This window comes from Corynebacterium mucifaciens (assembly GCF_012396315.1).
GTDB lineage: Bacteria > Actinomycetota > Actinomycetes > Mycobacteriales > Mycobacteriaceae > Corynebacterium > Corynebacterium mucifaciens.
The window spans coordinates 1-12,697 of record NZ_JAAXPF010000003.1 but is presented as its reverse complement, the minus strand read 5'-3'; the positions used below and the strand labels follow the sequence as shown (position 1 = coordinate 12,697).

Genomic DNA, 12,697 nt, shown 5'->3' with positions numbered 1-12,697 from the left:
GCGCCATTATCCGCGTGCTCGTCACGCCTTGCAGCCGGCGTTTCGGGGCGGCGGCGTGGGTGCGTTCCGCCGCTGCCCGCTTCTCAGGGTCTGTGCTAAGGGACCATTCGAGTAGCCCTACGCGTACGCGAGGCGCCGCGACCCGTCCACGTGCGGGTACAACACCCAGGCCGCCGCGGCCGCCGCTACACCTGCAACCCACGCGCCCACAGCAGGCCAGTGGGCGAGCGGTGCAAGCATGAGTAGCAGCCACCACAGCATCAGTGGGAGCACCATGCTTATCGACGGCACCCTGGCCACGCCCTTGTCCTCCGCGAACGCGCGGAGCTCTTTGCGGTACGGGTGCAGCAGCGTGACGGTGACGGCGGCAACAACGCACAGGACCGCCACAACCGCCTTGACACTCAGCGGGGCTTGCGACACCATCACGCCGATAGACCCGCCGGCGCCCATCGAGCCCAGCGCCCGCACGACAGGCGGGGTGGGGATCGGGGTGACGCGGTCGCGGACCTCTGCTGCGGTGATCGGGATCATGCCGGGAAGTGTATCGGGCAAGCGATCGGCTAGGTTTGAGCACCCTGCGGCGCGCCAACTGTACGAAAACATGTTCGACCAGTGGCGTTGCTCGTGTCGGCCCCGCGGTGCATACTATCTGGCGTGAGTGGAACACCTATTCGAACTGCGTCGGCAGCGGCAGCGAACCTGGCGGTAGTGGATGAACCGCCAGCTCAGACGTCGCGCGCCGACCAGATCGCTGAGCTGCGAGCCCGCATGGCCGCCATCGGCGGGGAGGTCCCGCAGCAGGTCGTTGAGGATGGGGACACACTTGCCGTGGGCGGCGGCCTTTCGCTCGTGCTGCCGAATGGCGGTTTGCCGCGCCAGGCGGTCACGCACGTCAGCGACACCCCGGCGCTCATCGTGGAGCTCATTGGCCAGGTAACCGGAGTTGGCGGGCGCGCGGGCGTGGTGGGGTGGCCGGAGCTGTCCTATGCCGGCATCGACGCAGATGCGCTGGAGCGGGTGGTGGCGGTGCCGGATGCGGGCCTCGACGACCTCAGCGTCGCGGGCGTGCTCGCCGAGGGGCTCGACCTTGTCGTCCTGCGCACCCGCAGCCCGTTCCAGCTCACCCCCGTGCGCGCCCGCCCCCTGCTCGCGCGGATCCGCAAAGGCCAGGCCGCGCTGGTGTGCGTGAACGTGGAGGTGCCTTCGCCGGCGCTCACCGTCACGGGCCGGTTGGCCAACTTCCACGGCATCGGCAGGGGCACCGGGCGCATCACCGGGATCGACTTCGACGTCCGCGCGGAGACGAAAGGCTACCGGCCTGCCAGCGCGAGGGTGACGCTTGGCGCTGGCAGTGCCGGAGGCGTCGATAAGCGAAGGCTCAGGGCTGTCACATGAGGGCGGCGGCGCTGTGGTTTCCGGACTGGCCGGTGCAGGCGGCGCGGCTAGATACGGGCGATGAGCTGGCAGAGCCGATTGCGATCGCGGCGCAGCACCGGGTGAAGGTGTGCTCGCACGCCGCGCGCCAGCTGGGCATCCGCCGCGGCATGCGGGTGCGCAACGCGCAGGCGGTCGCGCCAGAGCTCACGGTGGTGGACGACAACCCGGACCGCGACGGGCGCATGTTCGCATCCCTGGTCGCCAGCTTCGACGAAGTCGCCGCGAGCGTGGAGGTGCTGCGCCCCGGTCTGGTGGCGGTGGACTTGGAGGCCGCCGGCCGTTTCCACGGCAGCGAGGACAAGGCGCTGGAGATGCTTATCGACGCAGCTTCGCGCCGCGGCATCGACGCCATGGCAGGCGCCGCCGACGAGATCGCCACCGCGCTGATCGCGGCACGCGCCTCCCGGGTGGTGGCGCCGGGCGGGTCGGCCGAGTTTCTGGCCGCGCAGCCGCTGGGATCACTGGTGGCGGAGGAGTCCCTCGCCGCGGACACAGACACCGTCAGGGCGCTCGGCCAGCTGGGGGTCTCCACCCTCGGGGAGCTGGCGAAACTGCCGCCGAACGCGGTGACCACCCGCTTCGGCGCCAAAGGGATGCGCATTCACCGCATCGCCGCGGCCGCGCCGGACCGCCGCGTGGCCCCGGAGCTGCCGGTGGAGGACCTCGCCGTGGCCATCACGCCCGAGGACCCGATCGAGCGGGTGGACGCCGCCGCCTTCGCTGCCCGCGCCCTGGCGGCAAGCCTGCACGAGCGGCTGAAGGAGACGGGGCGCAACTGCCTGCGCCTGAAAGTGGTGGCGGAGCTCGGCGACGGCACCCGGGTCGAGCGCGTGTGGCGCACCCGCGAGGCGCTCACCGAAGCGGGCACCGCGGACCGGGTGCGGTGGCAGCTCGACGGCTGGCTGACAAGCGGCGGTTCCGGCGAAATTACCAGCCTCATCCTCGAGCCGCTGGAGTTCGCCCCGCCCGAGCCGGTGGGGGAGCTGTGGGCCGACGGCGCGTCCACGGACACCGCGCGGCGGGTGGTGGAGCGCGTCCAGTCTCAGCTCGGCATCGACGCGGTGCTCCAACCCCGGCTCGTCGGCGGGCGTGGGGTGGCGGAGCGCGTGGCGATGCTGCCATTCGGGGAGGAGCCGGAGGACGTCGAGAAGCAATCGTGGCCCGGGGCGATACCTGCACCCCTGCCTGCGCGCTTAGGCGGCGGCATCGACCACCCGGCCTCGCGCATCATGCTTATCGACGCCTCCGGTGCCCCCGTCATCGTCACCGCCGAAGCGCTGCTGTCCGCCGAGCCGTACGGGCTGGCGTGGGGCGAAAAGCGCTACCTGGTCACCGGCTGGGCAGGGCCGTGGCCCGTGGACGCGGGGTGGTGGGCGCAGACCGACCTCCCCGCGGGCAGGGTGGCACGCATGCAAGTGGTCGGGCGCGAAGGTGGACAGGAGGGGGTCGTCACTGGATGGTTGCTGGTGTGGAGCAGGCGCAGCTGGCGCGTGGAGGCGGTGTACTAACCGCGCGAGGACCTACTACTTCTGCACGATGTCCACGACAACACGCATGGGGTCCTCCATCACCTGCACGGAGTACGGGAGGTCGGAGCGAAGACCCACAACGATCTGGCTGCGGCCCTCGTAGGTCCCGGCGTTGATGACGTCGATGACGTTGCCGGTATCGCCCGCCATGGTGACCGGGACGTTGTTGTCCTTGCCCAGCTCGAACGGGGCGACGGTGCCGTCGATGTTGATGTTCAAAAAGGAATTGCCCGCAACCTGCAGGGGCTGGGCGGCGGTTTCCTGGATCGGGGTGGAGGTGTAATCCACAAACCAGCCCGGTGTGCCCTTGCCCTCCAGGTCCACCACGACGCGGTCAAAGCCCTCGTGCGCGCCTACGCGCACCCCTGCCACGGCCAGCTGGGCCGGGGCCGACGGGCGCTGCGTCTTCGGCGCTGGGTCAGCAGTGCCCAACGGCTGCACTTGCGTGGAGTGGGAGGCGAGGCTGCCCGTCATAGTCTTCCCGGCTCCGTCACCGGCGACGCTGCAGGCAGCGCAGGCGACCGACGCCGCCGCGCACGCGCCCGCCAACGCCAGGCGGGAAAGACCGGAATGTATAAGCATTCCGTCACCGTAACCAGGAGCCCGGGAAGAACCAAAAGTATCCGGCCCAATTCTCAAATGGTTACACAACCGTTACATCTTGGAATGCTGTCCAAGTCGTGGGCGGAGCCCGATTTGCGCTGTTGGCTATGGTGGTGCCATGCAACAGCTGCTCTGCTCCGACGTAGAGGTTGAACCGCTTCCGGGAACCGCCAAAACCGGATCGGTGTACGTGCTCTTCGAGTGGCCCGACGCCTGGCCCCGCGACGTCATCGGCGACGCCGCCCTCGGCGAGGAGCTCACCAGCAAGCTCAAACCGAAACTCGACGAGTACAACGCCACCTTGCTGCTCATCCGCCACCCGACGCGTGAGGGCCGCAACATCAGCGACCACCACCTCTACCTCGTCTTCGCCGACCAGGCGGTCACCGAAGTGATGCACGTGGACGGCCCCGAGGCGTTACTCACCTTGGACCTGTCCGGCCCGGGTAAAAACGGCGGCGTGGAGCGTGAGCGCCCCCTGCTGCTCATCTGCACCCACGCGAAGCGCGACCGCTGCTGCGCGGTCAAGGGCCGCCCGCTGCTCAACGCGCTGCACGAGCGCTACCCCTTCGGCCCCAGCAACGACGTGGTGTGGGAAACCTCCCATATCAAGGGCCACCGCTTCGCCCCGACAATGTTGCTCATGCCGTGGGCCTACAGCTTCGGGCGCATGAACCTCGAGGCCACGGACGCGATGCTCGCCGCCGCGACGGACGGGCTGTATTTCGTGCCCGGCAACCGCGGCCGCGGCACCCTCGGCCCCGCCGAGCAGGCGGCGGAACTCGCCGTTGCCGCCCAATTGCCGGGCGCGCGCTACGGGCAGTTCGATGTTGTCGCGGGGGAGGGGGACTCCGCCCTCGCCGCCACCGTCACCGACACTGCCTCGGGCCAGAGGTATGAGGTGCAGCTTGAGCAGCGCCCGGTTTCTGGTGTGGTGGATTCGTGCGGGAAGGCGCCGAAGGAGAGCACGGCCTGGGTGGCGATGTCGGTGACTCCCGTGGAGCGCAACTAGACGATTTGCGTATTACTGACAATCACTTCCAACATCACCTGGGGAAATGTGCGCGTCGCGGGCGGATCGTCTAGTGGCGCCACGACGGCCGCTAGACGATCCGTGGAGCGCTACACGTACTCGCCGAGTACGTCGGACACGGCGCCGATGACGTGGTCTGTGGCGGTGCGGACCTCCTCGGGGGAGTGGGGGAAGCTGTGGGAGACGTCTGCGATCGCGTGCATGGGCAGGTCGTTCCAGGAGTCGCCGAACGTGTAGAGCTGGACGGATTCGCGGGGGAGGCGGAGCTCGTCGAGAAGCTGCGTGATGCCTGCGCCCTTGGAACGCCCCGGCGCCATGAGGTCGATGTAGTCCTGGTTCTGCGCGACCTCCACGCCGCCGAGCTCCAACGCCCAAGCGACGACCTCCGCACGCAGCTGCGTATCCCCGGGCACCCAGATGGGCACGACGGCGAAGTGGTGGTCGGGGATGTCGGCGCGCGTCATGGGCTGGAAGTGGGCCGTGAAATCGTGCGAAATACCTGTGTTGTTGGCGAAGACGCCGTCGACGCGACCCAGGGTAGTGCCGAAGATGGCCAGACCCCCGCGGGAACCGAAGGCGTCCAGCGCGGCGCGCAAGACGTCGCCGGATACTTCGTGGCCGAAGATGAGCTTCTCGTTCGCGCCGTCGGTGGCGGAGCCGCCGTTGGACAGGACCTGGTAGTCGAAGGCGAGGCTGCTGCCGCGCATGCCGTGCGCGAGCGCGGTGCGGGAGCGGCCGGTGGCAGAAATGGCGAGATGCCCGGCAGCGCGCCAGGCATCTATTGCGGCGATGTCCTCCTCGCGGAACCCGTGGGGAGGGTGGTGGAGAGTGCCATCGAAGTCGAACGCCGCAACCTTCATGGCACCCAAACCTACCGGCGCATGACCTTCTTGGACAGCCAGTTGCCCAAGAACTGCGCCAGCTGCACGATCACCACGATCACCAGCACGGCGGCCCAGGTGACCTGGGGCTCGAACGCGCGGTAGCCGTACACGATGGCGAAGTCGCCCACGCCGCCGCCGCCGATGTAACCGGCCATGGCGGACATGTCGATCACGGCGATGAAGATGAAGGTATAGCCCAGGATCAGCGGGCCCAGCGCCTCCGGCAGGATGACCGAGGTGATGATCTTCCACGGGCTCGCGCCCATGGAGCGGGCGGCCTCGATGACGCCAGGGTCGATGGCCACCAGGTTCTGCTCCACAATGCGGGCCACGGTGAAGGTGGCGGAGAAGCACATCACGAACGTGGCGGCGCCGCGACCGATGGTGGTGCCGACCACCTGCAAGGTCAGCGGGTAGAGCATCGCGATCATGATGATGAACGGGATGGGGCGGAAGAAGTTCACCGCCACGTTGATGATGGTGTACACCGCCTTGTTCTGCAGGATCCCGCCCGAGCGGGTGGTGTACAGGAAGATGCCCAGCAGCAAGCCGAAGAAGCCGCCGACGACCATGGTGATGGCCACCATCCACAGCGTGTCGCCGATAGCCTCGACGAAGGTGGGGCCGAGAGTGTCCCAGTTCGGCTCTGCGAGCAGGTACTCGGTTACGCCAGTATTCATCGGGTTCGTCGGGTTCATCGGGTGATCTCCTCAATCTCGGTGTTGCGCTGGAGGGTGGCCAAGAACTCGTCGATGGCGGTGTTGTCGCCGTTGAGGCGGACGGTCATTTTGCCGAAGGAGCGCTCCTGGAGGGTGGTGATGCCGGCGTGCACCGGCTCCACCGCCACGCCGCGCTCACGGGCCTGCTCCGCCGCGCCGAAGAACCCGGAGTCCTCGGTGAGGTCCACGGTGAACAGGCGGCCGGGCTTTGCCAGCAGCTCCTGCGTTTCCACCTCGTCCGGGCGGTTGCGCAGGCTGGTGGCGGCGAAGCGCTGGGCGACTGCTGTCTGCGGGTTGGCAAACACGTCGTAGACGCTGCCGTACTCCACCACTTTCCCGTTCTCCATCACGGCGACCTTGTCGGCGATGGCGCGGATGACGTCCATCTCGTGCGTGATCACCACGATGGTGATGCCCAGTTCCTCGTTGACGCGGCGCAGCACGCTGAGCACCTCTTGGGTGGTCTCGGGGTCCAGGGCGGAGGTGGCCTCGTCGGCAAGCAGGAGCGAGGGGTTGGTGGCCAAGGCGCGGGCGATGCCCACGCGCTGCTTCTGGCCGCCGGAGAGCTGCTCCGGGTAGTTCTCGCCGCGCTCGCCCAAGCCGACAAAGTCGAGCAGCTCGGCAACGCGGCGCTCGCGTTCCTTCTTGTCCACGCCGGCGAGCTTGAGCGGGTACTCGATGTTGCCCGCGGCGGTGCGGGAGGAAAAGAGGTTGAACTGCTGGAAGATCATGCCGACGTTGCGGCGGATCTCGCGTAGTTTGCGCTCGGGCATGCCGACGACGTCGGTGCCGTCGAGCAGCAGCTCGCCCGACGTGGGCATGTCTAGGCCGTTGATGAGGCGGACAAGCGTGGACTTGCCGGCACCCGAGTAGCCGATCACGCCGAGAATCTCGCCCGGCTCGACGGTCAGGGTGACGTCGTCGACGGCTGTGACCTCGCGGTCTTTGGTTTTGAAGACCTTGGAGACGTTCCGGAACTCAATCCGGGTGCCGGTGTTGGCCATTTACTTGTACTCCTCCACGAGGCGGTCGAGGATCTCGTTGAGGTCCTCCTTCGAGCGCTGGACCTGCACGGCGGTGCCGTTGGAGTCCTCGTCCAAGGCTGCGGTGACTTCCGGGGACTGCCAGACGTCCACGAGCTTCTCGTACGTCTCGTTGTCCAGGTCGTCGCCGGAGACGGTGAAGACGTTGATGTACGGCTCCGCCAGCTCCGAGTTCGGGTCGTCCGCGGCCACGGAGGTCGCCGGGTCGATGCCGGCGCGCTGCAGCCAGTTGTTGTTGATGATGGCCGGGCGGCCCTCGTTGTACGCGTTCGGCGTCTGGGAGGCATCCACGGCCACGACCTCCACCTTCGACGCGTCCTTGTCGATGTCGGCCGGGGTGGGGGTCAGCGTCGGGGCGCCGTCACGCAGCGTCAACAGCCCTGCCTGGACCAGCACGTTGATGGCGCGGCCCTGGTTGGACGGGTCGTTCGGGATTGCCACTTCCTGGCCCTCGATGCCGTCGAGCGAGTCGTGGTCCTTCCAGAACAGACCGAGGACGTTGATCTCGCCGGAGCCGATGATGCGCAGGTCCTCGCCGGAGGTGGCGTTGTACTGGGCCTGGTAGTTGATGGTCTGGAACTTCGAGATCTCAATCTGGCCCACGGACTGCGCCGGGTTGACCTGGGGGTACTCGGTGAAGCGCACGATGTCCAGGTCGATGCCGGCCTTCTGCGCCTCGTCGGCGAACACGCTCCACGCCTTCAGGTCGGCGTCGGTGGTGCCGATCTTCACGGCCACCGTGTCGCCGTCGCTTGACGACGCCGTGTCCGTCTCCGACGAGCAGGCCACCAGCCCGGTGGCGGCGATGAGCGATGCCGCCGCGGCGGCGATCACGCGGTTGGTACGCATGTGCGTGCTCCTTTAGTTCTTGTTCTGCTAGTTCTTGTTCTACAGGCGGTCGAGGATGTCGTTGAGCTCGGACTTCTCGCGGTAGACCGGCACGGAGGTGCCCTTGGAATCCTTCGCCACGGCCTCCTCGACCTCCGGGGTCTGCCACAGCTCGACCAGCTTGTTCAGCGTCTCGTCGTCGATGCGGTCCGCCTGTGCGGCGAAGACGTTGATGTACGGCTCTGCCTCTGCGGATTCCGGGTCGTCCTGGAAGACGGCCAGGCTCGGCTCGATGCCCGCGCGGTCCAGCCAGGTGTTGTTGATGATGGCCGGCTTGCCCTCGTTGTAGGCGTTCGGGGTCTGGGACGCGTCGATCGGGGTGACGGTGACCTTGGAGGCGTCCTGGTCGATCTCGGCCGGGGTCGGCGCCAGCTCGTCCGCGACGTTGTCGTTCAGGGTGAGCAGGCCAGCCTGGACCAGCACGTTGATGGCGCGGCCCTGGTTGGACGGGTCGTTCGGGATGGCGACGGACTCCCCCTCGATGCCGTCGACGGAGTCGTGGTCCTTCCAGAACAGCGCCAGCGGCACAATCTCGGTGGAGCCGACCACGCGCAGGTCGTTGCCGGAGGACTGGTTGTAGGCGGCCAGGTACTTGATGTGCTGGAACTTGTTCACGTCCAGCTCGCCCTGCGCCAGCGCCTCATTGACCGGGGAGTAGTCGGAGAACTGCACGATGTCCAGGTCGATGCCGTTGTCCGCGGCGAGGTCCTTGAACACGCGCCATGCTTCCTGGTCGGCCTCGGTGGTGCCGATCTTGACGGTGACGTTGTCGCCGTTGTTGCCTGCCGCGTTATCGGCGGTGTCGTCGGATTCGTTGGAGCAGGCGACCAGGCCGGTCGTGGCCAGTGCGGCCGCCGCGACGGTTGCGAGGGTGCGCTTGATACGCATTGGGGGTCTCCTTGTGCATGGGAAATGTATGACGGGTGAGAATTTAGCACCCGATGTACCGCTTAGTCTATTTTCTGTGTGTCTCGTCAACTGAGCTGTCTGCCCCGCGGTAGATCGGGCCGGGCGCCCGGTTTCCCTCCCGGATCCAGCTGGTAGGACCCAGCTATCGCGCCCTGAGGGCCGAATAGCTGGGTCTAGGTAGCTGGTTTTGGCGGATGGGGGCCGGATCGTGCCAGCTGACTACCGTTGCCGTTAGTACACATTTTCGAACCGTGGTAGCGTTCCCGGCATGAGATTCAATGGGGGGGCGCCGCTGTCGTGGTCGCGGCTCGAGCGCATCCTCTCCGGGCGGCCGGGCCCGGAGCCGGTGCCGGTCGGGCACACCGGCACACCGGCCGGCGCGGCGTACGGTCAGGGGTCCGAGTCGGGCGGGGCAGCCGTACCGCCGCCTGCGCGCGGCGTAACGACGGTCCCGTTCGCGGAACTGCACGCAGTGAGCTCCTACAGCTTCCTCGGCGGGGCGAGCGAGCCGGAGGATCTGGTCGCGCGGGCCGTTGAGCTGGGTCTGGACGCGGTTGGCCTGCTGGACCGGGACGGGTTTTACGGCGCCGTGAAGTTCGCGGAGGCAGCGGCCGCGGCGGGCCTGAGCACCGTCTTCGGGGCGGAGCTGACGCTGGGGGAGAAGGTGCTGCCCGTCATTGCCCGTGGGCCCGAGGGGTACAAGCGTCTTTCCCACCTGATGGCGGACGCGAACATGGCTACCCGCGAGAAAGACAAGGTGGCCTACCCGCCGCTGGAGCTCATCGGGGACCAGCTGGGCGGCACCTGCGTCGTACTCGCCGGCTGGCAGTGGGCAGAGGAAATCGACCACGTGGTCGAGGCGTTCGGTGCGGGCAATGTGGTGCTGGAGTATGAGGTCTCCATGACGCCGGAGGACGCGGACCGGCACGCGGCGTTAGACACACACGCAGCGAAACTGCCCGCCATCGTCACGGCGGCTCCTGCCGCGGCCACCCGCGACCAGGCCAGGCTGGCGGCGGCGAAGCGGGCGCTGGCCCGGCGCGAGTCCCTCTCCCGGGCGCACGGGGATTTGCACCCGATGGGGGCGAATTGGCTGCGCTCCGGCGACCAGCTCCAACGCATGTGCCCCGGCTGCGACGAGAAGCTGGCCTACAGCGTGGAGCTTGCCCGAGAGTGCGCGTTCACGCTCGACCTGGTCGCGCCGGAGTTGCCGCGCTACGCCACGCCGGACGGGCGCAGCGAAATGGACCACCTGCGAAATCTCACGCTGGCGAGTGCGGAATTTCGGTATGCGGCTCGCTCGCCGGAGGTGCGTCGGAAAGCGATGGCCCAGATCCGCTACGAGCTGGAGGTGATTGAGGAGCTGAACTTCCCCGGCTACTTCCTCATCATCTACAACCTGGTGGATTTCTGCGCGCGGGAGAACATCATGTGCCAGGGGCGGGGCTCAGCGGCGAACTCGGCGGTGTGTTTCGCGCTGGGTATCACCAACGTGGAGCCGATCGAGGCGGGGCTGCTGTTTGAGCGTTTCCTTTCCCCGGACCGCGACGGCCCGCCCGACATCGACCTGGACATTGAATCCGGGCGGCGCGAGGAGGTGATCCAGTACGTCTACGACACCTACGGGCGCGACAACGCGGCGCAGGTGGCCAACGTGATCACCTACCGCACCAAGGGCGCGGTGCGCGACGCGGCGCGTGCCCTGGGGTTCGCACAGGGCGCGGCCGATAGTTGGGCGAAGGGGATGACGGAGGTGCCGGAGGCCGTCGAGAAGCTGGCGGCGCAGTTCAAGGGACAGCCGCGCCACCTTGGCATCCACTCCGGCGGCATGGTCATCTGCGACCGCCCGATCGCGGACGTGGTGCCCGTGGAGTGGGCGCGGATGGAAAACCGCTCGGTGGTGCAGTGGGACAAGGACGACTGCGCCTCCGCCGGCCTGGTCAAGTTCGACCTGCTCGGCCTGGGCATGCTCGAGGCGCTGCACCACATGGTGGACCTGGTGGAGGAGACCACCGGCCGCACGGTGCACCTGTGGGAGCTGCCGCTTGACGACGCGCGCGTGTACGACATGCTCTGCCGCGCCGACTCCGTGGGCGTGTTCCAGGTGGAGTCGCGCGCGCAGATGGGCACCTTGCCGCGGTTGAAGCCGCGGCGGTTCTTCGACCTGGTGGTGGAGGTGGCGCTGATCCGCCCGGGCCCGATCCAGGGCGGCTCGGTGCACCCGTACCTGCGCCGGCGCGACGGGCTGGAGCCGGTCACCTTCGACCACCCGGTGCTTGAAAAGTCCCTGGGCAAAACGCTGGGCATCCCGCTGTTCCAGGAGCAGCTCATGCAGATCTGCGTGGATGCGGCCGGCTTTTCCGGTCGCGAGGCGGATGCTTTACGACGAGCCATGGGCTCCAAACGCTCCCCGGCAAAAATGGCCGCGTTGAAGTCGCGCTTCTTCGAAGGGTGCTGGCGCACTAACGAGATCGGGGAGGACGTGGCCGAGCGGTTGTGGCAGAAGATCGTGGCGTTTGCCGCCTACGGGTTCCCGGAGTCGCACTCGCAGTCCTTTGCCTCGCTGGTGTACTTCTCCGCGTGGTTTAAGCGCCACTACCCGGCGGAGTTCTGCGTGGGACTGTTGCGCGCGCAGCCGATGGGGTTTTACTCCCCGCAGTCGCTGATCCAGGACGCTCGCCGGCACGGGGTAGAGGTGCTGCCGGTGTGCGTGAATAACTCCGGGAGGGAGGCCCGGTGCGTGGATTCCTCCACGATCCGGGTGGGGTTGAACCTGGTGCGGGGTTTGGGCTCGGACGCGGCGGACCGGATCGAGGCTTCCGCGCCTTTCCACGGGATCGCGGACCTGGCGCGCCGGGCTGATCTGTCCGTGGAGCACGTGGAGGCCCTGGCCCGGGCGGGGGCGCTGGATTGCTTCGGGGTGACGCGTAGGCAGGCGCTGTGGCAGGCGGGCGTGGCGGCCACAGAGCGTGACGGGATGCTGCCCGGACTGTCGTCGGTTGTGGCGCCGTCGCTGCCCGGGATGAACCCGTTCGAGCTCATGGCCGCGGACGTGGTGGCCACCGGGGTCACACCCGGGCTCATGCCGGTGGAGATGGTGCGTGCTGCGCTGTCGGAGCAGGGCGTGGTGCCGGCGTCCGAGCTGTTGCACGGGGTGGAGGACGGCACCCGCGTGCGCGTGGCCGGCGTGATCACGCACCGCCAGCACCCGGCCACCGCAGGTGGGGTGACCTTTTTGGGGATGGAGGACGAGACCGGGCTGATCAACATCGTCATCTCCGTCGGGTTGTGGAACAAGCAGCGCGTGTTGGCCCGCACCGCCAAGGCGCTGGTGGTGCGCGGGATCGTGCAAAACGCCTCCGGGGCGGTGTCCGTGGTGGCGGACCGGTTGGAGCCGCTGGCGATGGGGGAGCTGCTCTCGCGCGGGTCCCGGGATTTCCGGTGATGGGCGCGTGGGCCCGAGGTGCCTAACCGAGGATGCTTACTTCTACACGCTTACTTCTCGAGAGATCCAGGGCGGTGGGGACTGCGGACATTTAGTTGGACCACTTTGGGGCGGGAAGGCCTTGAATGGGTTACAAGTTCAGCAATGAGTTTCGCCGTGAGGCGGTTGAGTTATACGAGTCCGGGTTAAGCGCTGCGGCGGTGT

At 67.8% G+C, this 12,697-nt stretch carries 11 protein-coding genes; 4 read left to right on the top strand and 7 right to left on the bottom strand.

Annotated features, from left to right (window positions below):
- Positions 1 to 117: 117 nt before the first annotated feature.
- On the bottom strand, positions 118 to 534 hold the full coding sequence (locus HF989_RS03375; protein ID WP_168683943.1) for a hypothetical protein: 417 nt from the start codon (positions 532 to 534) through the stop codon (positions 118 to 120).
- 177 nt (positions 535 to 711) lie between these two features.
- Between HF989_RS03375 and HF989_RS03370 the strand changes: the two genes are divergently transcribed.
- Positions 712 to 1,398 (top strand): hypothetical protein, encoded by a 687-nt coding sequence (locus tag HF989_RS03370; RefSeq protein ID WP_343033535.1) that lies wholly within the window; start codon positions 712 to 714, stop codon positions 1,396 to 1,398.
- A complete protein-coding gene (locus HF989_RS03365) occupies positions 1,395 to 2,948 on the top strand; it encodes a Y-family DNA polymerase (RefSeq protein WP_168683942.1) in 1,554 nt (517 codons plus the stop codon). Before HF989_RS03370 ends, HF989_RS03365 begins: the two co-directional genes overlap by 4 nt.
- 15 nt (positions 2,949 to 2,963) lie before the next feature.
- Here HF989_RS03365 and HF989_RS03360 read toward each other — a convergent pair whose 3' ends face one another.
- A complete protein-coding gene (locus HF989_RS03360; RefSeq protein WP_168683941.1) occupies positions 2,964 to 3,551 on the bottom strand; it encodes an AMIN-like domain-containing (lipo)protein in 588 nt (195 codons plus the stop codon).
- A gap of 139 nt (positions 3,552 to 3,690) precedes the next feature.
- Here HF989_RS03360 and HF989_RS03355 point away from each other — a divergent pair, with 139 nt between their 5' ends.
- Positions 3,691 to 4,584, top strand: coding sequence for a sucrase ferredoxin (locus HF989_RS03355; RefSeq protein WP_168683940.1), 894 nt, complete (start codon positions 3,691 to 3,693; stop codon positions 4,582 to 4,584).
- A 110-nt stretch (positions 4,585 to 4,694) separates the two neighbouring features.
- Here HF989_RS03355 and HF989_RS03350 read toward each other — a convergent pair whose 3' ends face one another.
- The 5 genes from HF989_RS03350 to HF989_RS03330 are packed head-to-tail and all read right to left on the bottom strand — an operon-like array spanning position 4,695 to position 9,027.
- Complete coding sequence (locus tag HF989_RS03350) at positions 4,695 to 5,465, bottom strand: HAD-IIB family hydrolase (protein ID WP_168683939.1); 771 nt, start codon at positions 5,463 to 5,465, stop codon at positions 4,695 to 4,697.
- Positions 5,466 to 5,476: 11 nt separating this feature from the next.
- Entirely contained in the window at positions 5,477 to 6,187 is a 711-nt protein-coding gene (locus HF989_RS03345) for a methionine ABC transporter permease (RefSeq protein WP_246233787.1), read from the bottom strand.
- Positions 6,184 to 7,212, bottom strand: coding sequence for a methionine ABC transporter ATP-binding protein (locus tag HF989_RS03340; protein ID WP_168683938.1), 1,029 nt, complete (start codon positions 7,210 to 7,212; stop codon positions 6,184 to 6,186). The genes HF989_RS03345 and HF989_RS03340 overlap by 4 nt, the downstream gene beginning before the upstream one ends.
- Positions 7,213 to 8,100: a MetQ/NlpA family ABC transporter substrate-binding protein gene (locus HF989_RS03335; protein ID WP_168683937.1), complete on the bottom strand. Its 888-nt coding sequence runs from the start codon at positions 8,098 to 8,100 to the stop codon at positions 7,213 to 7,215. It abuts the gene before it with no gap.
- Between the two features lie 39 nt (positions 8,101 to 8,139).
- Complete coding sequence (locus HF989_RS03330) at positions 8,140 to 9,027, bottom strand: MetQ/NlpA family ABC transporter substrate-binding protein (RefSeq protein ID WP_168683936.1); 888 nt, start codon at positions 9,025 to 9,027, stop codon at positions 8,140 to 8,142.
- A gap of 289 nt (positions 9,028 to 9,316) precedes the next feature.
- Here HF989_RS03330 and HF989_RS03325 point away from each other — a divergent pair, with 289 nt between their 5' ends.
- The gene (locus HF989_RS03325) at positions 9,317 to 12,493 is read left to right on the top strand and encodes an error-prone DNA polymerase (RefSeq protein ID WP_168683935.1); all 3,177 of its coding nucleotides are present in this window, start codon (positions 9,317 to 9,319) and stop codon (positions 12,491 to 12,493) included.
- The last annotated feature ends 204 nt before the right edge of the window (positions 12,494 to 12,697 follow it).